Source organism: Halorubrum zhoui (assembly GCF_051194155.1).
In the GTDB taxonomy this organism is placed as follows: Archaea; Halobacteriota; Halobacteria; order Halobacteriales; family Haloferacaceae; genus Halorubrum.
The window spans coordinates 24,821-47,507 of the sequence record NZ_JBLZNJ010000004.1; the positions used below are offsets into that span (position 1 = coordinate 24,821).

Genomic DNA, 22,687 nt, shown 5'->3' on the forward strand with positions numbered 1-22,687 from the left:
TTTTTTAGGCTGGCCTAAAACTTTGACGGTCGGTCCGCCGACTCCTCGCGCGGCGAGGAGAGCGAGACGTCGAGCCCCGCCGCGGCGATCCCGCCGCCGACGAGCGTGACGGCGTTCTTCAGGGCGTGATCCACGACCGCGGCGGCGACCGCAACCGTGAGCGGAACGGGCGTCGCGGCCGCGACGATCCCTGCGAACGCCGCCTCGTAGAGTCCGACGCCGCCCTGTGAGAGCGGCACCACCTTCGCGAGGTTCCCGGCACTGACCGCGAGCGTGCCGACGGCGGCGAGCGCACCTGGCGTGAGGCTGCCGCCGGTCGCCTCGGCGAGCGCGGCGAGGACGACCACCGCGGTCGCGACGTCGAGCGCCCAGATCGCGAGGCTCGAACCGCCGACGAGCGCGATCTGCCGGGGACGTGACGCGACGTCGCGGACCCCCGTCCCGAACCGGAGTGCGCCCTCAACGAGCCGTGAGACGCCAGTAGTCGAAGCGAGTCCCAGTCGGGCGACCCACGCCCGGACCGCCGGTGCGTAGCGGCGGTCCGCCCGGGCGAGCGACGTCGTCACCCCTGCCAGGAGTACGACCCCGACACCGAGCCCGCCCGCAGCCACGAGCGTGCTGCGGGCGCCGACCACCTCCGACGACCGGCCGCCAGCGACGAGCACCGCGAGCCCGGCACCGCCGAGGACCGCGAGCGCGAGCACGTCGAACACCCGCTCGACGGCCAGCGCCGCGCCGCCGGTCGCGTACTCGACCGCACGCTGGCGCTTGAGGAGGTACGCGCGGAGGCCGTCTCCGGCCCGGGCAGGGACCGCGAGGTTCGCGGTCTGGCTCACGAAGACGAGCGCGGTGAGAAACCGCCACCCGTGTCGCTCGCCCATCGCGGCGAGCACGTCACCGAACCGGCGGCCGCGAAGCGGCCACGACGCCGCGTAGAGACCGACCGCGGCCGCGAGCAGCCACCGGTCGGCGCGGACGACCGCGTCGACTGCCCGCCCGACGTCGAGCGTCCGTACCGCCACGACGGCCCCGCCGGCGAGGAGCACGAGCGTCCCGACGGCGGCGAGCCGACCGTCGGTGACCACCATACGGAGACGCGCCCGGCCGCTCATCGCCGACGCCTCTCCGTCCGGCTCTGCTTCGCGGGCCATACGTTAGTTTAGGCCGACCTAAATAATATAAGCGTGGCGGTCGCGACCGGCCCACCGATCCGGGCGACACACCGTCTCACGCGGTGCTGATAAGTGATCGAGTCACGTCCGTACGGGCATGCGCGCCACACTCGAGACGCTCGGGCTCGCCTGTCTGGTCGGGCTCGCACAGGCGGCAGCCGGCGCCGTCGGTCTCGGCCGTCGCTTCGCGCTGTCGGCGCCGTTCGACGCCGCCCCGTGGACGCTCGTCACGAGCGTGTACGCACACGCCTCCGTCGGCCACCTGCTCGCAAACGCGCTCGCGCTCGGACTCGTCGGTCCCCTCGTGGAGCGACGAACGACCCGTCTCCGGTTCCACGCCTTCGTCGTCGCGACCGGCGGGCTCGCCGGCGTCGGACAGGTGGTCGCGAGTGGCCTGGTCGGCCCCGGGGCAGCGGTGCTCGGCCTGAGCGGCGCGGTGTTCGCACTCGGTGGGTACGTGCTGACCGGCAACAAGGTCGCCGACACGGCTGTGGGCCGGCTCTCACCACGGACGCAGTTGGGACTCTTCGTCGGCGTCGCCGTGCTCGGGACCCTCCTCACCGCAGCGCCCGGCGTGGCGCTCGTCGCACACGCGACGGGTGCGACGTGCGGGCTGCTCGCGGGGCGAGCGCGGGTGCTCGACGTACGGTGACGGACGAAAACGAGAGCGTGGCGCGAGTGCGCCTCAGCGCTTAGTCTTCGAGAACGATCTCGATGCTGACGTCGTTCGGCACCTGGACGCGCATGAGCTGCCGGAGCGCGCGCTCGTCTGCGTCGATGTCGATCAGCCGCTTGTGAACGCGCATCTCCCAGTGCTCCCACGTCGCCGTCCCCTCACCGTCCGGAGACTTACGCGACGGGATCTCGAGCGTCTTCGTCGGTAGCGGGATCGGACCAGACAGGGCGACCCCCGTCGAGTCCGCGATCTCGCGGACATCGTCGCAGATGTCGTCGAGGTCCTCGGGGCTGGTACCGGCGAGGCGGACGCGTGCCTGCTGCATCGATTATCGCTCGTCGACGGAGAGCACTTTCCCGGCCGCGATGGTCTGACCCATGTCGCGGATGGCGAAGCTGCCGAGCTCCGGAATGTCGCCCGACGGCTCGATACTGAGCGGCTTCTGCGGGCGAACAGTGACGACCGCGGCGTCGCCGGACTTGATGAAGTCCGGGTTCTCCTCGGCGACCTCACCGGAGGCCGGGTCGATCTTCTGGTCGATCGACTCGATCGTACACGCGACCTGGGCCGTGTGCGCGTGGAACACCGGGGTGTACCCGGCGGTGATCACGCTGGGGTGCTGCATGACGACGATCTGCGCCTGGAACGTCTCTGCGACGCTCGGCGGGTCGTCAGCCGGGCCACAGACGTCGCCGCGGCGGATGTCGTCCTTGCCGAGACCACGGACGTTGAACCCGACGTTGTCGCCGGGGCCCGCCTCTGGGACCTCCTCGTGGTGCATCTCGACCGTCTTCACCTCGCCGCCCACGTCGGAGGGCTGGAACGAGACGTTGTCGCCGGTCCGGAGCATCCCCGTCTCGACGCGTCCGACGGGGACGGTGCCGATACCGGAGATGGTGTAGACGTCCTGGATCGGGAGGCGGAGCGGCGCGTCCGTCGGCGGCTCGGACTCCGGCAGGTCGTTGAGCGAGTCGAGCAGGGTCGGCCCGTCGTACCACGAGGTGTTCTCGGACTCCTCGGCGATGTTGTCGCCTTCGAACGCCGAGATCGGCACGAACGTGGTGTCGTCGGTCGCGAACCGAACCTGGTTGAGGAGGCCTTTGACCTCCTCGACGACGTCGTCGTAGGCGGACTCCTCGTAGTCGACGAGGTCCATCTTGTTGACGCCGATGATGAGCTCGTTGATGCCGAGGGTACGTGCCAGGAAGACGTGCTCGCGGGTCTGTGGGGCGACGCCGTCGTCTGCGGCGACGACGAGCACCGCGTTGTCCGCCTGGGAGGCGCCCGTGATCATGTTCTTCACGAAGTCACGGTGGCCCGGGCAGTCGACGATGGTGAAGTAGTAGTTGTCCGTGTCGAACTCCTGGTGGGCGATGTCGATCGTGACACCACGCTCGCGCTCTTCGGCGAGGTTGTCCATCACGTAGGCGAACTCGAAGCCGCCTTTGCCCTTTTCTTCTGCTTCCTCGCGGTGCTGCTCGATTACGTGCTCGGGGACGCTCCCCGTCTCGAAGAGGAGTCGACCCACGAGCGTGCTCTTGCCGTGGTCGACGTGGCCGATGATGGCCAGATTCTGGTGCGGTTTGTCACTCATGGGGTAATCACGCGCTAAGGCGCTCTGTGAGTACGTTTTCGGTAGATTCCACTAAAACGGTTTCGATACGCCGTACAGGCGATGGCGCCGCCGTCCCGTGATATCCGTCACGTCGGTCCACGAGAGCACGGTGCACGGACTCGGACACCACGCCGGCCGTGGACACCCCTCGCGACGACGACACTCCGGAGCCGCGTGCCCGCCCGAGCGAGGCCGTCTCACCCGAGACGGCCGACGTCACCGAGGATCGCACTCGCCGTCTCCGGGCCGCCGGCACCGCGCCCGGAGATGTTGAGCCGTCCCGCGTGGGTGGTCTCGATCTGCACGATGTTCTGTGTGCCCGAGACGGCGAGCGTCCCGTTTTCGGGGACGAGCCGGGGGGCGACCCGTACCGTCTCGCCGGTCGCCTCGCCGATGAGCCGGACGGTCCGGCCGTCCTCGGCCGCGAGCCGGAGCGCAGAGCCCGGCACGTCACGAATGCCCTCGACCGACGCGTCCGCGAGCGTAAACTCTCGGGCGTCGGCCGGATCGTCGGCCCCGCCGAACGAGAGCACGTTCGCGAGGATCACACACTTCAGTGCGGCATCAGTTCCCTCAACATCGAAGGAGGGATCCGCCTCCGCGACGCCGAGGTCTTGGGCCTCCGCGAGCACGTGGTCGTAGTCGAGCCCCTCGGCCGCCATCCGGGTGAGGATGAAGTTCGCAGTCCCGTTGAGCACCCCGCGAACGGCCGTGACGTGGCTCGGCTCGATGTCCTCGACGGTCGACACCGCCGGGATCGCCCCGCCGACGGTCGCCTCGAACCGGAGGTCTCCGGCGCTGTCGGCGACGAGCGCCTGGAGGTCACCGTACCGCTCGGCGACCGGCCCTTTGTTCGCCGACACGACGTGTCGGTCCCGCTCCAGTGCGGTCCGCACGTGTGAGAACCCCGGCTCTGCGTCGCCGAGCGTCGTCGGCGTCGCCTCGACGAGGACGTCGTAGTCGGCCGCGAGCACGTCTGCCGGGTCGTCGTCGCCGACGATGTCCGCCTCCGCCTTCCGCGTCACGACCGCCTCGGCGTCGACCCCACCCGAGTCGGCTCCGTCCGCGACGACACCGCTCGAGGAGTCGGCGACGGCGACGACGTCGTGACCGTGCTCGCCCGCCAACTCGACGACCGACCGACCCACCGCACCCGCCCCGACGACGGCGAGTCTCACGCCTCCACCCCCACGAGCGGCGCGACGACACGGAGCCCCTTCTCGGCGGCGATGTCTCGAACCGCGTCGAGCGCCGTTGCCGTCTCGCCCGCGCGTGCCTCGAGTCGAAGCCGTGCACTCGAGGCGTCTTCGGTCCCCCGCGGTGCCGCGAGCGACACGTCGGCCACCGACGTCGACGCCGACGCCTCGATCCGCGAGAGCGTGTCCGAGAGGTCGGTGTCGATGAGGTGTCCGTACAACAACAGCGTGAGTTCTTCTGCGTATCGCTCGGTTCCCGCCTGGATCACGGTGACGCCCTCGTCGTGGAACGCGTCGACGATGGCCTCGAAGTGGTCGGGCGTCGCCTCGAAGTCGACCTCCACGGGGATCCGCCCGCGCGGCGTCTTGTTCCCCCGCTCGTGATAGATCGAGAGCAGGTTGCCGCCGTTCGACGCGATCGGCTGGAGCGCCGCGAGGAGCTGGCCCGGCTCGTCGTCGAGTTCGAGTCGAACCGTGTGCGTCGACGACCCCGGCTCGTGGCCGCCGTCGACCGCAGGGTCGGCGTCGTCGGTCGGCTCCGCAGGGGCGCCGTCGCGACGGTCGCTCACGCGATCACCTCGGCGCCGGCGGTGACCGCCGAGCGCGTCGGTGTGGCAGACACGGAGCGACTGGGTAGTTCCGTGCCGATGCGCCGAGCGGGAGTCGTGCCCGTCTGCATACGCGTACGGAGTCGCCGGGGCGGATATAAGCCTTCGGCGATGGGCCCGCAAAGTGGAGTGGGTCGACGTGGACGACGCCCGCCGTCTCAGATGTAGTCGACCGACGACGGCAGTTCGAGCTTCATCCCCTTCCGCTCGCGGATCTCCATGATCTGCTCGCGCTGGAGGTTGTCGACGAGCACGCGGAAGCCGGCGTTCTCCGTGTTCCAGGAGGCGCGCCCTTCGGTCGCCGAGCGGATGTCCGAGGAGAACCCGATCATCTCTTCGACCGGGGCGATCCCCTCGACGACCATGAGGTCTCCCTCCTGGTACATGTCGTCGACGCGGCCGCGGCGGCCCTGGATCTCACCGGAGGCGGCGCCCATGTGCTCGGACGGCACGTCGATGCGGACGTCCTGGATCGGCTCAAGCAGACGGACCTCGCCGTCGATGAGCGACCGGTGGACCGCGTCGCGGACCGCAGGGATGACCTGTGCCGGACCGCGGTGGATCGTGTCCTCGTGCAGCTTCGCGTCGTGGAGTCGGAACAACGAGCCCTGGACCGGCTCGGCGGCCAGCGGCCCGTCGTCGAGCGCCTCTTGGAGCCCTTCCAGAACGAGCTCCATCGTCTCGTTGAGGTGCTGGATACCCTTCGTGTCGTCGATGAGGACGTTCGTCCGGTGGATGTCCTCGACGTTCTGTGAGGTGTCTTTGTCCATGCCGGCGTCCTGGAGCGCCTCGCGGCGCTCGAGTTCGGGCATGTCCATCGAGACCTCACCGAGCTGGATGGCGTCGACGATCTCTTGACCCATCGGCTCGACTGTGAGGTAGAACTTGTTGTGGCGGTTCGGCGAGACGCCCTCAACCTCGCGGGAGGCCTCCTGCGGCTGCTCGCGGTAGACCACGATCGGTTCGCCGGTGATGACCGGAATGCCCTGGTTGTCGCGGATTCGCTGGGTGATGACCTCGAGGTGGAGCTCACCCTGGCCGCTGATGAGGTGCTCGCCGGTGTCCTCGTTGATCTCGATCTGGATCGTCGGGTCCTCTTTGGCGACCTGCTGGAGCGTCTCGATGAGCTTCGGCAGGTCGTCCATGTTCTGGGCCTCGACGGACTTCGTGATGACCGGCTCGGAGATGTGCTCTATCGACTCGAACGGCGTCATCTCGATCGACGACACCGTCGAGCCGGCGATGGCGTCGCGCAAGCCCGTGACGGAGGCGATGTTCCCGGCCGGCACGCGCTCGACCTCCTCCCGTTCGGACCCCATGAACAGCCCGACGCTCTGGATCCGGTTCGTGCCCGCGGTGCCGGAGACGTACAGTTCCTGGCCCTTCTCGAGCGTTCCCGAGAAGACGCGGCCGGTAGCGATCTCGCCGGCGTGTGGATCCATCGAGATGTCGGTCACCATGAAGACGACGTCGCCGTCCTCGTCGACCAGCTGCATCCCCTCTGCGAGCTCGGAGTCCGCGTCCCCGCGCCAGATACGCGGCACCCGGCGGGGCTGGGCATCGATCGGGTTGGGGAAGTGTTCACACACCATGTCGAGCACGACGTCCGAGAGCGGGGTCCGCTCGTGGAGCTCGTCGCGCTTGTCGGCCTGCTCGAGGTCGATGATGTCGCCGAAGTCCATCCCGGTGCGCTGCATCGAGGGGAGCGAGACGCCCCACTTGTACAGCGCGGAGCCGAATCCGACGGTGCCGTCCTCGACGGAGACGCTCCAGTCGTTCGGAATGTCGTCCATGTTCTCGGCCATCCCGCGGATGAGCTCGTTGACGTCGGCGATGACGGCGAGGAGCCGTTCTTGCATCTCCTGGGGGCCCTCTTGGAGCTCGGAGATGAGTCGGTCGACCTTGTTGATGAACAGCGTCGGCTTCACGCCCTCACGGAGCGCCTGTCGGAGCACCGTCTCGGTCTGGGGCATCGCGCCCTCGACGGCGTCGACGACCACGAGCGCCCCGTCGACCGCTCGCATCGCACGGGTGACGTCTCCGCCGAAGTCGACGTGACCGGGCGTGTCGATGAGGTTGATGAGGTGGTTCGTCTCCTCGTACTCGTGTGTCATCGACACGTTTGCCGCGTCGATGGTGATACCGCGCTCTTGTTCGTCTTCTTTGGTATCCATCGCGAGCTGCTCGCCCGCGGTGTCCTGTGAGATCATCCCCGCGCCGGCGAGCAGGTTGTCCGAGAGGGTCGTCTTGCCGTGATCGACGTGGGCGGCGATGGCGATGTTCCGGATGTACTCCGGGTTGTCCATCAGCCGCTCACACTCTTGTACGATCTTTTTGCGTCGGCCCATTATACCGGTTTGTACCGACAGCAGGGTCAAAAGGGTAGTGTTTCGTCTCGGCCGTGAGACGGCGTACGCCCGCCGATCCGGCGGGATCCCCTGTGGAACCGTCCCATACGGAGCCGTCGACACGCCCACGACGGACACCCGGGTTTAAGTGACCGCTCGGCGACAGCCGAGACATGAACGAGACGCTCTCGCGAATCGCCGACGGCGGGGTCGTCGCCGTCTTGCGCGGCGTCGACGCCGACCAGCTCGTCGGGATCGCCGAGGCGCTCCAGGCGGGTGGCGTCGACGTCGTCGAGATCACGGCCGACACGCCGGCCGTCACCGACCTGATCGGCACGCTCACCGACACGTTCGACGACCTCGTCGTCGGCACGGGCACGGTGCTGGACGCCGAGACCGCCCGATCGACGATCGCCGCCGGTGCCGCCTTCGTCGTCTCGCCGAGTCTTCACGAAGACGTCATCGAGACGTGTAACCGATACGGCGTCGTGTGTGCGCCCGGCGTCATGACGCCGACCGAAGCGATCCGCGGCTACGAGGCGGGTGCCGACTTCGTGAAGGTGTTCCCCGCGAAGACGGTCGGACCAGACCACCTCGCGGCGATGAAGGGCCCCCTCGGCCAAATCCCGTTGATGCCGACCGGTGGCGTGGGCCCTACCAACGCCGGAGAGTACGTCGAGGCCGGCGCGTTCGCGGTCGGTGCTGGGGGCGCACTCGTCGACTACGAGGCGGCCGCTCGCGGCGACTACGAGGTCATCACCGAGACCGCCCGGGAGTTCACGCGAGTCGTAGAAGATGCTCGCAGTGAGGGCTGAGCCGACGAGTCGCAGGCGAATCTAATTGTGCTAGTCTAGTATTCGAGCCGGTCCACTATTCGAACTAACCCATCCAGTCCACGGTGGCGCGCGCCTCGCGGGCCGCGAAGCGTGCTCGCGAGCGCGTGCGAGGGATGAGCGAGTCGCCGCAGGCGACGAGCGAATCGGCTGGGGAGGGTGTGGCCCAAAGTGCGCCCGGCTGTCGCAAAGTCGCCTCCTCTGCACGACTACTCTCACACGCGTACAGAATCGGCTGGGGAGGGCGTGGCAAAGTGGTTCCCGGGAATCACAGTGTCGTCTCGGTCACACAAGCACTCCCACACACGAAACTGACCTGCCCACACAGTCCGTGGTCGACACACGAGCACGTGGTATCACATGAAATCAGCAATCCCCGACTGCTTGTTCGTGTCGTCTTCGAACACCGACTCCAACGCGTTCTCGAGCACGTAGAGCCGTTGTTTCGTGTACGGGCGACAGTCGAACCGCTCGGCCACCTCGATCGCCGTGTCGACGTACTTGCTCACGGAGCCCTGATGAACCGTCAAGTTCACTCGCCCACCACACTCGCGACACTCGCCGGTCAGCGGCATCCGACGATACTTCTCGCCGCAGTCGAGACACCGCGTCTCCTGCCGCGAGAACGCCCGGAGGTTGCCGATGATGTCCGGGAGAAAGTGGTACTCGATGACCCGTTCGGCCACGTCCGTCTCGTCGACCGCGCGGAGCTTCCGGGCCAGCTCCAGCTGTGCGTCCATCTTCTCCATCATGTCGCCGAGCGTCTTGTACGCCGACAAGTCCGGCCCCATCGCGATGTCCGTCGTGTCGTGCGTGTGGTCGAAGCCGCAGTACTCGTCGTCGGTCCCGAGCGTGTCCTCGCCGAGTTGAATCAGCTCCTCGACCGTCTCCGGGTCGGCCATCTCGCGCGTCGCCTCGTAAAAGGCGAGCGGGTACCGCCGCACGATGTCCACGTTGTGTGCCTCGTCGTCGATCTCCGAGGGGTCGATCCGCGAGGACATGACGAGGGGTGCGTCCATCGAGTTGTGAGCGTACAGCCAATTTGCCGTAAAGACCGGTTCTCCCCCGACTTGTAAGTCATAGAGATGACCGTCGTAGTCGACAGAATCGATATCAGTGACGCGGAGGTACGCGAGGTCACCGGCTACAAGCGGACGGATCGCGTCGAGGTTCTCACGCGCGGCGGCGGGGAGTTCGCGTTCATCGAGCGTCTCGACGATCGATTCGAGCTTTTCGAGACTGATGTTTTCACGCCGCTTCAGGTATTTTGGAATGATCTTGGTGATGTCCGGAATGTCCATCCGCCGGATTTCGAGGAGTTCCTCGGGGACACCCACCGTGAGGCTCTTCGGCTGGTACGGCTCCTCGCCGTCGAGAACGCGTCGAAGCGGATTATCCGAGGTACCGCCAGAGACGGTGACGGTGTAGATCCGTTGTCGAGGCGGTTCCCGATCACGTGTCGAGACGGTAGCGACGATACCAAGTCGATGTAGCAGGAACACGATCCCGTCTTTGAGATCCGTACTCGTCGTGTGGAACGCGATTCGTGTGTGGTTGTCGTCGCTCGTTTCACTCCCGTCTCCGGCGAGGAATCCACGAAGGAACGATCGGGCCGTCGATCGGTCGCCGCGCCGAATCGGTTCAGGGACCATCTTCTCACTCGAGTCGTATGATTCCTCGTCACGGAATCCTAATTCGAACAGAACGTCCTCGAACACGGCCGGGAACCCGATTTCGTACGCCTTGTTCGACCACCGTATCGACGGCTCGACACCGAGGGTGTCTTTGATGACGCGCTCGGCCTGCCGAACGATCTCCTCGTCGGCGTTGGTGATCGTCGGTCGAACGGATGAAGTCGAGCCCTCAGCGGCGAACAGGCCAAGGAGCCACGAAAAATCGTCGTTCATCGGAATATGACGTGATATTCCCTTTGAAGAGCCCTTTCGACCGATCTGTGGATTCATCTCGGAACGCCAGTTTCGCGATACCCCCTCAATGTCGCGGAGGGTTCGGAGGGCGATTTTCTTTTTTGCGAGGCGGTAGGAGAGTCCACCATCGAAGGCAGCTCGTGCGTCACTCCCCCACGAAGATTCGTCCCACACCGCACGGAGATACGATTCGACCGATTCGTCGATAAACACGTACGGATCGTCGACGCATTCGGCGACATCGACGACGGTTTCGGCCTGTTGCTCGACATCAAGCTGCTGCGGCGCAACGATGAGATCGCCGGGGTCGAGATCATCCCCCGCCACCTCCTCGATACCGTCATCGTATCGGAACAGACTATGGTTCGGCGTGATATCAAGCGAGCGGCCGAACTGCGTTTGTACCCTGAGAAGGGTCTCGTCGTCGTCAGCACGGTATCGAATCGCCTTCTCGATTGGCTGGAGGCTCGACTCGTGATCCTCGTCGAACGTGTACGTCTGCCATCCCTCGTGCACGCAGGTCCGTTTCCTAAATTTCCCGTCTACTTCGATAGGCGATTCGAGTTCGTCCCAGAACTCATCGAACGAGAGATATCGAATTCGTCCTTGCGGGTCGCGGGCAACAAGTCGGGAGTCCTCCGAAACGCTTCCACCGCGCTGGTCGGGAAGGAACTCTTTCGAGAAGTTGAGAAGACCGTCCATGAGCAGCATCACGCAGTCCTCGTCGCCGTCACACTGTGCGACCAACAGATCGTTCGCCGCGAGCGTGTGCGTCTCGGCGACGGTGAGATTGTACGTGTACTCGACGTCGCTTTCGAGGACCGAAACCGACGCAACGTCGTCGGTCTCGATACCTCCGTCTGCCGCTGTGCTGGCGGCAGCGTTCGTCGATGCGTCCGGCTGTGACGGACTCGATGGAACGGTATCACCGACCGTCAGTTCGGTCGCGGCCACCCGCTCGACGTCCCCGTCGACGACTCGCAGCATCGTGTGGTCTGGCGTCACCCGAATCGAACGCCCACGGCGCGTCTCGATCCGGACGAGATGGTCCTGACTCGGGTGTTTCGAGACGGCCGTCACGGGCTGTACCGACCGGTCTCCGCGCTCGTCGACCGACGGCACCACAACCTCGCCGTCGAGTTCTTCCACGAGCGCGCCGAAGTCGTCTGTCCGCGGGTCGTCCAGCCGGTCCTCAACGAACGTCTCGATCGGCTCGCGGTGCCACCCCGCGTCGTCTCGGTACTCGATCTCGGTCTGTGGGTGAAAGCAGTTCCGCCGTTTGGCGGCGTGAAAGTACGGGTGCGCGTACCCGACCGCCGCGGAGGTGAACCCGACCACCCGGCCCACGGTCGCCGCGCTCGTGTGCGGTGCCATCCCAAAGACGAGTTCGCCGACGAGGTCGTCGCGCTCGGCCACCTCGTAGAACCGGTTGAGCCCGTAGAACTGTTCGAGGAGGTCGTCGACAAAGTCGGCCGTCCGCAGTAGATGCTCCGCGGCACCCTCTGAGAGTACGACGTCCTGGACGCGGAGCTCAACGAGCTGGTCGTCGTGACGGAGCGGCTCGCCGTCGACGTCCGTCTCGTAGCCGAGCTCGCGGAAGTGGTCGGCCGTGACGTCGAGCTCGGCGGGGCGAACCGCGGTGACCGGGAGGTCCGTCATGTCGTACCGAACCGTTCCGTCCTTGAACGCGGTGACGCCGTTTTTCGCCCGCAGAACTCCCTTCTCGATCGGCTCCGGAGTCTTGTTCGTCGAGGTGAGTCCCTTCACGCCTTTCAGGATCTCGAAGGCGGTCTCGCGCTCGCCGACCGTCTCCAGTGCCGAGTGGTAGGCGTCGCCCACGTCGACCGTCTGGTGGGTCGCTGCGGTCACCTCCCACTCACACCGCGGGCAGACGACGCGACCGGCCTCGTCCGGCTCACAGACCGTACCGCAGTCGCCACACTCGTAGTGTGGCTCGGTGTGGACGTCGCAGTCGGGACACCTCGTCCGGTGGGTGTGTCCGTCACAGTCGGGACACACACGGTCGGCCACCTCGAGCTCGAGGTGACCGCGACGCCCCTCGTCGTCCATCGTGCGGGCGGCCGCGGTCACGTCTCGCTGGGGGCCGCCCGCCTCCCCGATCGGAAACAGCGTGTGGACCGCCGGCGAGAGGTCGCGGCTCTCCGATTTCTCCGGGCGGCCCATCCGGTTGCCGATCCGAACCGGCGCTCGCTCGCGAACCGTGAACGGCGCGACCGCGTCGACCGCCCGTATTGCGTTCTCGCCGTCGTCCCACGTGCGAGCCTCGTGGGGGAGGTCGTCACGGTCCCACGGCTTCCGGAGTCCGTCGTCGAGTCCGAGCGACTGCACGAGTGGCCGCCACGTCGGGATCCGGAGCGCGTCCGCGGTGGCGGTGTGCTCGACGAGCAGCCGCTCTAGCGTTCGCGCCGTCTCCGGGGTGTGTTCGACCGCCAGCACGCCCTCGACGACCGCGCCATCGGCGACGGCCTCGGCGAGCGACACGAACGCGTCGACGGAGACGTCGTGCCAGAGGTAGGTGTACTCGGGGTGGAGCGGACAGTCGTACGACGTCGCCCACTCGAGCGCGAGCGCCGGCTCCGGGTGCTCGAGGTCGACCGCAGGGTCGTCTGCGAGCGCCTGGACGTCGGCACCGGCTGCCTCAAACTCCTGCACCCACCACTCGTAGACGTACGAGGCGGGGACGAGCGGGTGGTTGTTCTCGACGAACTCGCCGTAGTTCACGAGGTACTCGCCGAGGTCGAGGATCGCTTCGATCCCGTTGCGCAGCTCGAGTGCCGTCTCGGGGTCGTCGATCTGTCGCACCTCACCGGTCGCGAGCCGGACGGTGGGGCCGTCTATCGAGTCGACCGGGACGACCCCGTGAGCCTTGCCCGGTCGCTCCGTCTTGATCTGTGTGCCGGTCGCGAGGAAGTCGTCGACGACGTGCATCGTCGCCGGGTGGACGCCCCCGGTCGCGAACCCGTGGTTGCGCGCTCGGCCGTACCGAAGCCGGAACCCTCCCGGCTCCGACGGGTGCGTGAACACCGGCCGCCCGGCGATCAGATCCCGGAGGAACTTGCTCGCTGGCTCCGGACGCGGCGGGCCCGCGGGCTCGACGGCCTCCGGCTCGCCGCGGTCGGTCTCGTTGCCGTCGATCGTGTCGCGGTCGATTGCGTCGCCGCCGATTGCGTCGCCGTCGATTGCGTCTCCTCCACCACCGTCGTCGTCGGTGGAGCCGCTTCCACCACCGTCGCCCGTCCCGTCACCACTGTCGGTCTCATCGCCCGCGCCAGCTGCCGACGTCCCGATCGTCCCGTCGATCAGGTCTTGGAGCCACGGCCAGTCCACCTCGTCTAACTCGCGGGTGTACCGCTGGATCTTCGGGGCCTTGAGCGCGATCCCCTCGGCTGCGACGAGACACATCCCGCCGCGCGCCGAGTTGGTGTCGACCCGCTCAAGATCACGGAAGCCGGAGACCTCCTCGTCGCCGGTCGCCTCCCCGTCGAGCATGACGGGGATGTGCTCGGCGATGAACTTCGACTCCGCGTCCTTCGGCGTGTACTGCAGTCCGGTCTCGCGGTCGTAGAGCGCGATCTCCTCGGCGTAGCGCTCGACCTCCTCGGTTCGTGCGTGGTACTCGTCGATCCCGAGGAGCGCCCGGGCGTAGTCTGCGACGAGCACCGAGAGTGCCTGTGCGGTCCCGCCGGCCGACCGGATCGGACCGGCGTAGTAGACGTTGACGAACTCCGTCCCGTCGTCGTTCGTCAGCAACTCGACGCGGTCGATCCCCTCGATCGGTGCCGCGACGACGCCCTCGGTGAGCAGCGCGACGGCCGTCCTGACCGCTCCCTCGATCTTCCCCGCACGGGAGTCGTAGTCACCGACGGTGCCGTCGACGAAGTCACACACGAGCTCCAGTGCCGCCTCCTCGCGCGACATCTGCCCGTCGAGTTCGCGGACGCGGGCCGCGACCCCGTCGATCCCGAGAATGTTCTCGACGCGGTCGGCCATGTCGCGGGCGACCGGGATCTCGATCTGCGGCACGGGGTCGTGTCCCTGCGCCTTCGCCGTCTCGGCCACGTCGAACGCCTCGTCGAGACGCTCTTCGAGCCGAGCAAAGTACCGCTCGTCGGCCGGTCTCATCGGATCCAGGTGCCGGCTACGGTCGGTACTGTGGAGGCGCTCACAGCCACAGGTCGAGGTCCGTGACCGGGTCGTGTGTGCGCTCGAGCGGCTCGGCGAACGCGCGGAGGTGGCACTCGCCGGCCCACACGGTCGCCGCGTCGAGGTGCCCGGCGACCGCCTGCCCGCTCGGCCGCGACAACACCGCGTGGGTGTGTGCGAAGACGTCGTCGTCGAGCATCGAGACGTTGCCGACGCAGGCGGCAACCTCCAGCGGCTCGTCGAACGTCACCGACCGGTACTCGGTCGCCTCTTGATCGTAGAACCACACCTCGGCGTCCTGTACCGCCCCGAGTGCGGTGAACCAGCCCGCCTCAACGGCTTCCGCACGCGCGAGCGTCTCTATCTCCTCGCGCCAGTCGGTGCCCGTCTCGAACCGCGCGACGTACTCGGCCGTCGCGTCGACTTCGCGATACTGCATGCACCTCCATGGCTCGTCACCGAACAAAAAGGTTCACTCGCCGGCGGTCGCCGGCTCGACCGGCGGATCCAACTCGACCGGTGACCGGCCGTCGACCGCGACCCACTCGCCCGTCCCGGCGTAGCGGAACGCACGGTGCTCGCGGGTCGGGTCGACGACGGTCAACGAGAGCCACCCGTTGTCGAGCAGCGTCCGGACCGTCTCGACGGACGCACACACCGCCTCGACGCGGTCGACCGGCGCGTGCACGACCGCCGAGAGCCGAATGGGCTGGTGATACGGCTCGCCGTCGGTCGCCTCGAGCGACTGCAGCGGGAGGCCACCCATGAGGTCGCCGCCGTTGCCCTGGTAGACGCCGACGTTGCCGACCGGGTTTTGTGTGACCTTCGAGCCGCTGCCGAAGACCGCGTTGTCCACGGTCGCGAAGTAGTACTGTGCGTTGATCCACTGCGTGACGACCATGGGACCACTGACGATCGCCTCAAGTGCGTCGCCGTCGGGGTCGGCCCGCCAGTCGTACGAGTGGAGGAACGACCGTCCGTCGAGGTCGAGGTCGTCGGTGAGGCCGCGCGGACCGACCACGAACGCGGCGTTGCCGGCGAGTCCCCACTCCGGCCGGGTCTCTGCCCAGTCGGCCGCACGACGCTCGGTCTCGCGGACGCCCGCATCGGTCTCGACACCGAGGTCGGCGGCCCGCTCCGCGGTCGCGCCGGCCCGCGCGGTCTCGAGGTCCGCCCGGAGCGCGGCGAGGTCGTCGGCGTGGGTCTCGGGGACGTCGTCGGCGTACAGCTCGACGGTGTCTGTCGTCGTGTCGTGCTCGCCCGCGACGAACACGGTGTCGGCCGGGACGTCGATGCCGCGGTCGTGCAGCCGAGCTCTGACGGCGTCGTCGTTACAGATGGCCGCGAGCACGCGAGCGCTGGGGCCGCCGGGGTTCCCGGCACACGCCCCACAGTCGAGACTCGATCCGAACGGGTTGTTCGTCGTGTGGCTGGCGTGGCCCGCGAAGACGACGAGGCGAGCGAAGTCGTCCCACCCCATCAGCTCGAACGCCGCGGCCGCGTACTCGACGCGTTCTTCGAGCGTGAGTCCGGCGGGGAGCGCGTCGGATCCGCCGTCGGCGACGGCGTCGGACTCCGCGTCGAACGTCGGCGTGCAGAACGCGTGGACGTCCGGGACGCGCTCGTCGACCGCGCTCGCGAGGTCGTACACCCGCGCCGGCAGCAGCGTCCGAGCCGCGAGCGCCACGCCGTAGCCGACCCCTGTGCTCTCGACGTAGCTGAACGCGGCCGCGGCGTTCGACTCGAGGCTCTCGACGATCGACTCGGCCGCCTCGACCGCGTCGTGCCACCGGTCGTGAGCCGTGGGCTCGGCGTCGGCCGCCGCTGCGGGTCGCTCGGCGACGTGGTGACACGCGTCGACGATCGGAGGACAGGCGTCGACGGTCACCGCGGAGTCGTGGCCGTCGTACCGCATCGGGACCCCGAAGAACCCGGCGTAGCCGTGGGTCTCGTACGCCCCGGTCGACTCGATGTGCCGACGGATGATCTCAGAGCGGGTGTCGATGCAGAACACGAGCTGTGCGGCCGGGCGCCCCTCGTCGGACGCCTCGACGTCGGACGCCTCGACGTCGGTCGCCGACGCGTCGAGCGACGCGCTCGCATCTGAGAGCGCGTCGACGAGCGATTCGCGGTAGGTCGCCTCCCACGCGCGAAGCCACACCTCGGCGAGCGGGACGTCGGACTCGACGCTCGAATCGGCGTCGTCCGCGATGGCGTCGGGATCGATATCGGGTGCGTCGTCGCTGGTGGTCGATTCGGTGTCGGCACCGGCAGTCGCGGGCGGGTCGTCCGGCACGAGTGGCGCGCCGAACTGAGCCGCGAGTGCGAGCCGTGCGGCGAGGTACCCCGTAAGCGTGATCGGGTACGCGGACTGCCAGTCGCCGCCGTCGGCCGCCCGACGCTTGATCAGTCCGGTCCACCCGGGCAGCGAGGCGAGGTGTCGTTCGAAGCCAGCGGCCCACCGGTCGGGTGGGTGGTCGGCGAGCAGCGCACGGATCGCGTCGGCCGGGTCCGCAGGCAGCGCCGCGATCGCGTCGCCGTCGGGCACGTCGGCGTCGTACCGGGCGACCGCACGAAACGCCTCGTAGAAGCCGCGGTCGCGGTTCGGCATCGACCACGCCGCCGTGCCCTGCTCGAGGAACGCCGCCAGCCACTTGCTCGCGACCGCGTCGACGCGGTCCATCGGCGACGGGTCGCTCGACGCGACCGCCGAGCCGTCAGACTCGCCGGCCACTCCCCTCGGCTCGGCGTCCGACCGAGCCTCAGCGAGGCGGTCGAGCGACGCCTCGGGGTCGGGCGCGTAGCCGTGGTCGACCAACCGCGCGGACAACACGTCCGAGTCGATCCGGTCGGTTTCGAGTGCACGACGAAACGTGTCGACACTCGGGTACCCGTCGCCGCCGAGCGTCTCGGCGGCCGTCTCGACGGCCTCGTGGAACGGCCGGTCCTCGTAGCCCGCAAGCGGGTTCGCCGTCACGAACGAGTGGAGCGGCCAGACGGCCCCGACCGCCTCGGCCGCGTCCTCGACGCGCTCGCGCAGGGTCGTCTCAGGAGGCATCGTACTCCTCCGTCGTGGTGAGCTGTGTGTTCGTCGGCGGCTGTGTCGCGTTCACCAACGCGACGTACAGCCGAGTGCTTCGCCGGTGAGCGCCGGTCTCGACGGCGACGTACGCCGCGAGGAACGCGAGCGCCACGACGACGTGGCCGACGCCGAGTGCGGCCGGCTCACCGACCGCTGGAAGGCCCCCCAAGAGCGCGGAGAACGCTCGGTACACGAGCGCGTACACGGCGATGGCCGGTACCGCGACGGCCGGAACCGCCCCGTACCGGAGCCGCGGCGGGAGGGCGGCCCGCGCGACCGTCTCGCGGGCCGCGTGGAGGACCGTCACCACCACCAAAAGCGTCAACAGGAGTCCCGTGTCGACGCCCGTCCCTTTCCCGGTGAGCACCGCGAATACGGCGCCACCGGCGACCGCGGTACCGGCGACGACGACGCCGTCGAGCACCCCGGTCGAGGCCTGCTCGGTGTCCGCCGTCGGCGACGTGTGTTCGACGCGGTCACCCGACGAGAGGAACTGGTACGCCTTGTAGAACCCGTGGAGGACGAGGTGCGCCACGGCGGCGGCAAAAAAGCCCAGCCCGGCCTGAACGATCATGAACCCCATCTGTCCTACCGTCGAGCAGCCGAGCGCCCGCTTGACGTCGGTCTGGACCGTCTTCAACAGCTTTCCGAGGATCGCGCTCGCCGCGCCGACGGCGACGACGACGAACATGAGGCCGGCGTCGGCCGAGACCACCGGCGCGAAGCGAACGAGGAGGACGCCGCCCGCGTTGACGAACCCGGCGTGCATCAGCGCCGAGGCGGGCGTCGGTGCCGTCATCGACGAGAGCAGCCAGGTGTGAAACGGAATCAGTGCGGACTGGACCATCGCGGCGAGCACCAACAGCGCGCCGGCCGCGAGGACGACCGTCGGCGTCGCCGCCGCGAGCTCCCCGGAGACTGCCGAGACGCGCGTGACGCCGGTGTGCCACCAGAGGGTCGCGAGCGCGGTAGCGACGAGCACGCCGCTCGCGGCGAAGTACCGGGCCGCGAGCCGGGCGGCCGCCCGGGCCTGCGGCCAGCCGTCCGCGTGGCCGATGAGTCCCGCCATCGCGGCGCCCATCGCGAGCCACGCGAGCACGAAGAGAGCGAACGCGTCGGCCGCCACGAGCACCATCACCGCGACCGTGAATCCGAACACCAGTCCGAAGAACCGGTCGACGTGTGCGTCACCGGCCACGTACCGCCGCGAGTAGCTGTGGACGATGCCGCTGAAGAAGGTGACGGCGGTCCACATCACGGCCGTCAGCCCGTCGACGCGCACGCCGAGCCCGTCTAGGGAGGTGACACCGGCGGCGGCGGCCGCCAGTACGCCGAGAGACGCGACCCACAGGAGCCACACGAGTCGTGTCGACACGGCCGCACGCCGTGACCGAGCGCTCGAGTGAGTCGGAAGCGGTCCAATCGTCGTTGCCTGAGTATCTCCACGCATCGTGTGATCGGTTCCCGACCGAGCTGGCGTGGACGCGACGCGGCGCGCGCCGAGTGCCAGTTCGGTCGTGTCTGTGCTATTTAACGAACAGATTGTGTATTAAGTCTGTTCATACGACCAAATTGTTCGATAATCCGAGTAAACGACCGTGATGGTCTCACTACGATGCGGGCGTCGACGACCACGTCGGTACCGGGCGCACGATCGCGCAGGTACCCGATGAAAAGTCCTATCGGGGTCCGATCCGGATAGCCAGTATGACCGTACTGGAGGGAACGGTGCTCGCCGGGCGCTCGTTCGACCCGATCACCGGCCGCGTCGTCGTCGAGGACGGACGGATCGCGGCCGTCGAGGAGGGCGAGACCGACTCGACCGACATCATCCTGCCGGCGTTCGTCAACGCGCACACGCACCTGGGCGACTCCGTCGCCAAGGAGGCCGCGGTCGGTCTCGGTCTCGAAGCGGCGGTCGCCCCGCCAGACAGCCGCAAACACCGGCGGCTGGCGGCCGCGAGCCACGACGAACTCGTGACCGCGATGCGCCGTACCCTGCAGTTCGTGCGCCGGACCGGCACCGTGACGTGTCTCGACTTCCGCGAGTCGGGCGTCGAGGGGGCACGCGCGCTGCGAGAGGCGGCGGCCCCGCTCGAGGTCGACCCGTTCATCTTTGGCAGCGACGACCCAGCCGTGCTCGAGGTCGCCGACGGCTTCGGCGCGAGCGGCGCGAACGACGACGACTTCACCGAGCAACGCGCCGCGGCCCGAACCGCCGACGTCCCCTTCGCGATCCACGCCGGCGAGCCGGACGCGAGCGACATCGACCCCGCGCTCGCGTACGACCCCGAGTTGCTCGTACACATGGTCCACGCCGAGGCCGACCACCTCGAGCGAGTCCGAGACCGGTCGATCCCCGTCGCCGTCTGTCCACGGGCGAACACGGTGCTCGACGTCGGGACGCCACCGATACGCGAGCTTCTCGACCACACAACCGTCGCACTCGGGACGGACAACGTCATGTTGAACCCACCGTCGATGCTCCAGGAGATGGCGTACACGGCGAAACACCACGACGTGACCGAACGCGAGGTCCTCCGGATGGCGACGACCGCCGGCGCCGAGGTGGCCGGACTCGACTGCGGCGTCGTCGAAGCCGGACGACCCGCCGCACTCACCGTGGTCGACGGCGACTCGGACAACCTCGTCGGGACGGCAGACCCGATCCGCGCGGTCGTCCGCCGCGCGACCGCCCTCGACGTGACAAACGTGCTGGTGTGATCGACGGGTCCTACCGCTCGCTCGACGACCCGTCCGTCGCGTGTGTCTCCGGGTCGAAGCCGCCGAACGGCGTCGTCTCGTGGCTCCGGACGAGCACCTCGTCGGCGACGGTGAGTCCCATGTCGAGTAACGCCTGTGCGACCGGCGTGATGTCGTCGTCCGACTCGCCGACGGCCGTCACCAGGAGGTTCTGCTCGCCGGTGACCAGCTCTTGAACCGAGACGACGCCGTCGATCGCCAGGATGTCGTCCACGTGTTCGCCGCGCTCGGGGATCGGCGCGGTGCAGTACAACAGCATGCGGAGCGGGTAGCCCGACCGCTGATAGTCGACGTCGACGCCGTACCCTTTGATCACGCCGTCGGCTTCGAGCCGGCCGATTCGCTTGCGAACCGTGCTGTCGGAGATGCCCGTTCGCGCCGCGATGTCACCGGAGGCGGTGTTCCGTGCGTCCTCCTGGAGCGCGTAGAGGATCGCCGCGTCGACGTCGTCGATGGTCCGGTCGCTCATGCGCGTACGTCGGCACCGCCCGTACTTCACTGTTCGACCGGCGGGGCCGACGACGTTCACACCGCTCAATAGGGGTCCGGAGTGCTCTCTAGCAACGGTTTACTGACGGCCGGCCGTAACCGACGACGGCGGTTCGGGCGCGACACCGAGCGGTCGCGACGCGCCGGCCCTGCCCCACACGACAACCATGACAAACCACGACACCGATCCGACGCGGCTCGCCTTCGTCTGCGTCCAGAACGCCGGACGATCCCAGATGTCGGCCGCCTTCGCCGAACGAGAGCGGGACCGACGCGGCCTCGACGCCGAGGTGGAGATCCTGACCGGCGGAACCCACCCGGCGGACCACGTACACGAACCGGTCGTCAACGCGATGGCCGACGCCGGCGTCGACATCGCCGACCGGACCCCTCGAGCGATCACCGAGGCGGAACTCCAGTCTGCGGACTACGTCGCGACGATGGGCTGTTCGACGCTCGACGTCGGCACGGTCGGCCCCGACACCGAGGTGCGCGACTGGGACCTCGAAGACCCCGACGGGAAGGATCCAGAACGGGTGCGAGAGATCCGCGACGAGATCGCGGCCCGCGTCGAGGCGCTCTTCGACGAGGCGACCGCGACGACCGCGGCTCACTCCGAGTAGCCTTCCTGCAAGAACGCACCCTCGGTCTCGTACATCGAGACGAGTTCTTCGATGAACGCTTCGCGTGATTCGTCTTCTTCGCGATGGTCGTCGAGCCGTGACGCGAGCTCGTCGCTGATCTCGAGCGTGTAGGTCATGATTGGAAGCCGGCACCCCGTCTTCGAGCCCCACACACAAATATCATGACAGCCGTTCTCATCGTTCGATACGTACGGAGCCCCGCACTGGTGAGTGACTCGTGGGCGGCGATACGGCGATGCGGTGATGCAGCGACGCGACCGACCCACCGAAGTGGCGCGCGCCTCGTGAGCGCGCCGTAGGCGTGCTCGCGAGCGCGTGCGAGGGACGAACGAGTCGCCCGCAGGCGACGAGTGAGTCGGCTGGGGAGGGAGTGGCTGCAAACCGTGTCCGGACGTCGCGGGTCGTACGCTTCACAGTCGTCACCAGACGCGCACAGCATCGACTCGGGAGAAAGTAGCAGTACGTGACGCCCAGCCGTCGCGTGGTCGTGTCCGCCGCCACCGATACCCCGGAGTGTTTGACTGCCGGTTGTTCCTCCAGGGGTGCTACTACGTATGAGATAAGTACGAATACGTCATGTGTCAGACAATCGCTACGACGGGCTTCGTGAACCGGTCGGAGGAGGTAGATAAACTTCACAGCCTTTTCGACTCGGAGAACGCGGATCTTGCCGTCGTGTGCGGGCGGCGACGGCTGGGAAAGACGAGACTCGTGGCTGCCGGGCTCATTGAAGACCGGCTGTCCGCGACCGACCCGTGGCTGAGGCGTCGGGTGATCGCTGGGCTCGGCGTCACGGTTGTGTTCGATATTGTGACCGTTCTCGGGGCGGTCCTCGTCGTCGCCATCGTCGCGCTGTTCACCGCGCTCCCGACGTGAAGGGGTTGGGGTGGGTCGACGACGGCTGGCAAAAACAAAACACGTACGCAAAATAGAACCTGGGGGAGGGGGGTGCGTCCGACAAGTCCCTTCGAATGGAACACACCTACGAAGTGAGTTCATCACATGGGTAGAGTCAGCGATCAGTTGGATGCGAGAAGCGGAAAGACCATGATTCGAACTCTGCCAAGAATGTGTCTGTCACATCTGCTCCCCACTCACACAGGTCGTCTTGGGGGTCAACAGCTCACTGATAAGAAACCTACAAATCTGACATCTACTATGTTGGCATT

Annotated in this window: 17 protein-coding genes; 5 read left to right on the forward strand and 12 right to left on the reverse strand. The window is 67.7% G+C overall.

The window, feature by feature from the left end:
* Positions 1 to 14: 14 nt before the first annotated feature.
* Positions 15 to 1,151: a lysylphosphatidylglycerol synthase transmembrane domain-containing protein gene (locus ACNTAO_RS07635; RefSeq protein WP_435161394.1), complete on the reverse strand. Its 1,137-nt coding sequence runs from the start codon at positions 1,149 to 1,151 to the stop codon at positions 15 to 17.
* A 118-nt stretch (positions 1,152 to 1,269) separates the two neighbouring features.
* On the opposite strand from ACNTAO_RS07635, the gene ACNTAO_RS07640 reads away from it, so the two are divergent.
* Positions 1,270 to 1,824: a rhomboid family intramembrane serine protease gene (locus ACNTAO_RS07640; protein ID WP_435161395.1), complete on the forward strand. Its 555-nt coding sequence runs from the start codon at positions 1,270 to 1,272 to the stop codon at positions 1,822 to 1,824.
* A gap of 40 nt (positions 1,825 to 1,864) precedes the next feature.
* Here the strand turns inward: ACNTAO_RS07640 and rpsJ are convergent, their stop codons facing one another.
* From rpsJ to ACNTAO_RS07665, 5 genes are all read right to left on the reverse strand, one after another.
* Positions 1,865 to 2,173, reverse strand: a complete 309-nt coding sequence (rpsJ, locus tag ACNTAO_RS07645) for a 30S ribosomal protein S10 (protein ID WP_004048854.1) — start codon at positions 2,171 to 2,173, stop codon at positions 1,865 to 1,867.
* Positions 2,174 to 2,176: 3 nt separating this feature from the next.
* Positions 2,177 to 3,442 (reverse strand): translation elongation factor EF-1 subunit alpha, encoded by a 1,266-nt coding sequence (tuf, locus tag ACNTAO_RS07650; RefSeq protein WP_435161396.1) that lies wholly within the window; start codon positions 3,440 to 3,442, stop codon positions 2,177 to 2,179.
* 218 nt (positions 3,443 to 3,660) lie between these two features.
* Positions 3,661 to 4,641 (reverse strand): homoserine dehydrogenase, encoded by a 981-nt coding sequence (locus ACNTAO_RS07655; protein ID WP_435161397.1) that lies wholly within the window; start codon positions 4,639 to 4,641, stop codon positions 3,661 to 3,663.
* Complete coding sequence (locus tag ACNTAO_RS07660; protein WP_435161398.1) at positions 4,638 to 5,228, reverse strand: amino acid-binding protein; 591 nt, start codon at positions 5,226 to 5,228, stop codon at positions 4,638 to 4,640. The genes ACNTAO_RS07655 and ACNTAO_RS07660 overlap by 4 nt, the downstream gene beginning before the upstream one ends.
* 197 nt (positions 5,229 to 5,425) lie before the next feature.
* Positions 5,426 to 7,615, reverse strand: a complete 2,190-nt coding sequence (locus tag ACNTAO_RS07665; RefSeq protein ID WP_435161399.1) for an elongation factor EF-2 — start codon at positions 7,613 to 7,615, stop codon at positions 5,426 to 5,428.
* 173 nt (positions 7,616 to 7,788) lie between these two features.
* Between ACNTAO_RS07665 and ACNTAO_RS07670 the strand changes: the two genes are divergently transcribed.
* The gene (locus ACNTAO_RS07670; RefSeq protein ID WP_435161400.1) at positions 7,789 to 8,430 is read left to right on the forward strand and encodes a bifunctional 4-hydroxy-2-oxoglutarate aldolase/2-dehydro-3-deoxy-phosphogluconate aldolase; all 642 of its coding nucleotides are present in this window, start codon (positions 7,789 to 7,791) and stop codon (positions 8,428 to 8,430) included.
* A 374-nt stretch (positions 8,431 to 8,804) separates the two neighbouring features.
* Here the strand turns inward: ACNTAO_RS07670 and polC are convergent, their stop codons facing one another.
* From polC to ACNTAO_RS07690, 4 genes are read right to left on the reverse strand one after another with little or no spacing between them, the layout of a single operon-like run.
* Positions 8,805 to 14,519 carry a DNA polymerase II large subunit gene (gene polC, locus ACNTAO_RS07675; RefSeq protein ID WP_435161401.1) on the reverse strand — a complete coding sequence of 1,905 codons (5,715 nt, stop codon included), beginning with the start codon at positions 14,517 to 14,519 and terminating at the stop codon, positions 8,805 to 8,807.
* 40 nt (positions 14,520 to 14,559) lie between these two features.
* Positions 14,560 to 14,979, reverse strand: coding sequence for a PPC domain-containing DNA-binding protein (locus ACNTAO_RS07680; protein ID WP_435161402.1), 420 nt, complete (start codon positions 14,977 to 14,979; stop codon positions 14,560 to 14,562).
* A gap of 33 nt (positions 14,980 to 15,012) precedes the next feature.
* Positions 15,013 to 17,598, reverse strand: a complete 2,586-nt coding sequence (locus ACNTAO_RS07685; RefSeq protein ID WP_435161403.1) for a DUF2309 domain-containing protein — start codon at positions 17,596 to 17,598, stop codon at positions 15,013 to 15,015.
* Positions 17,588 to 19,072, reverse strand: a complete 1,485-nt coding sequence (locus ACNTAO_RS07690) for a proton-conducting transporter transmembrane domain-containing protein (RefSeq protein ID WP_435161404.1) — start codon at positions 19,070 to 19,072, stop codon at positions 17,588 to 17,590. The genes ACNTAO_RS07685 and ACNTAO_RS07690 overlap by 11 nt, the downstream gene beginning before the upstream one ends.
* Before the next feature lie 257 nt (positions 19,073 to 19,329).
* On the opposite strand from ACNTAO_RS07690, the gene ACNTAO_RS07695 reads away from it, so the two are divergent.
* Complete coding sequence (locus ACNTAO_RS07695; RefSeq protein ID WP_435161405.1) at positions 19,330 to 20,346, forward strand: amidohydrolase family protein; 1,017 nt, start codon at positions 19,330 to 19,332, stop codon at positions 20,344 to 20,346.
* 10 nt (positions 20,347 to 20,356) lie between these two features.
* On the opposite strand, the gene ACNTAO_RS07700 is transcribed toward ACNTAO_RS07695, so the two are convergent.
* A complete protein-coding gene (locus ACNTAO_RS07700) occupies positions 20,357 to 20,854 on the reverse strand; it encodes an Lrp/AsnC family transcriptional regulator (RefSeq protein WP_435161406.1) in 498 nt (165 codons plus the stop codon).
* Positions 20,855 to 21,041: 187 nt separating this feature from the next.
* Here ACNTAO_RS07700 and ACNTAO_RS07705 point away from each other — a divergent pair, with 187 nt between their 5' ends.
* Complete coding sequence (locus tag ACNTAO_RS07705; RefSeq protein WP_435161407.1) at positions 21,042 to 21,497, forward strand: arsenate-mycothiol transferase ArsC; 456 nt, start codon at positions 21,042 to 21,044, stop codon at positions 21,495 to 21,497.
* Here the strand turns inward: ACNTAO_RS07705 and ACNTAO_RS07710 are convergent.
* Entirely contained in the window at positions 21,485 to 21,634 is a 150-nt protein-coding gene (locus ACNTAO_RS07710; protein WP_435161408.1) for a DUF7557 family protein, read from the reverse strand. The genes ACNTAO_RS07705 and ACNTAO_RS07710 overlap by 13 nt on opposite strands.
* A gap of 490 nt (positions 21,635 to 22,124) precedes the next feature.
* On the opposite strand from ACNTAO_RS07710, the gene ACNTAO_RS07715 reads away from it, so the two are divergent.
* Positions 22,125 to 22,394, forward strand: a complete 270-nt coding sequence (locus ACNTAO_RS07715; RefSeq protein ID WP_435161409.1) for a hypothetical protein — start codon at positions 22,125 to 22,127, stop codon at positions 22,392 to 22,394.
* Positions 22,395 to 22,687 lie beyond the last annotated feature (293 nt).

Bases quoted from the DNA above. Each gene is read 5' to 3' on its own strand.
- rpsJ (WP_004048854.1), bottom strand. From the start codon at position 2,173: ATGCAGCAGGCACGCGTCCGCCTCGCCGGTACCAGCCCCGAGGACCTC.
- ACNTAO_RS07700 (WP_435161406.1), bottom strand. From the start codon at position 20,854: ATGAGCGACCGGACCATCGACGACGTCGACGCGGCGATCCTCTACGCG.
- ACNTAO_RS07705 (WP_435161407.1), top strand. From the start codon at position 21,042: ATGACAAACCACGACACCGATCCGACGCGGCTCGCCTTCGTCTGCGTC.
- tuf (WP_435161396.1), bottom strand. From the start codon at position 3,442: ATGAGTGACAAACCGCACCAGAATCTGGCCATCATCGGCCACGTCGAC.
- ACNTAO_RS07640 (WP_435161395.1), top strand. From the start codon at position 1,270: ATGCGCGCCACACTCGAGACGCTCGGGCTCGCCTGTCTGGTCGGGCTC.
- ACNTAO_RS07670 (WP_435161400.1), top strand. From the start codon at position 7,789: ATGAACGAGACGCTCTCGCGAATCGCCGACGGCGGGGTCGTCGCCGTC.
- ACNTAO_RS07680 (WP_435161402.1), bottom strand. From the start codon at position 14,979: ATGCAGTATCGCGAAGTCGACGCGACGGCCGAGTACGTCGCGCGGTTC.
- polC (WP_435161401.1), bottom strand. From the start codon at position 14,519: ATGAGACCGGCCGACGAGCGGTACTTTGCTCGGCTCGAAGAGCGTCTC.
- ACNTAO_RS07690 (WP_435161404.1), bottom strand. From the start codon at position 19,072: ATGCGTGGAGATACTCAGGCAACGACGATTGGACCGCTTCCGACTCAC.
- ACNTAO_RS07685 (WP_435161403.1), bottom strand. From the start codon at position 17,598: ATGCCTCCTGAGACGACCCTGCGCGAGCGCGTCGAGGACGCGGCCGAG.
- ACNTAO_RS07710 (WP_435161408.1), bottom strand. From the start codon at position 21,634: ATGACCTACACGCTCGAGATCAGCGACGAGCTCGCGTCACGGCTCGAC.
- ACNTAO_RS07635 (WP_435161394.1), bottom strand. From the start codon at position 1,151: ATGGCCCGCGAAGCAGAGCCGGACGGAGAGGCGTCGGCGATGAGCGGC.
- ACNTAO_RS07665 (WP_435161399.1), bottom strand. From the start codon at position 7,615: ATGGGCCGACGCAAAAAGATCGTACAAGAGTGTGAGCGGCTGATGGAC.
- ACNTAO_RS07695 (WP_435161405.1), top strand. From the start codon at position 19,330: ATGACCGTACTGGAGGGAACGGTGCTCGCCGGGCGCTCGTTCGACCCG.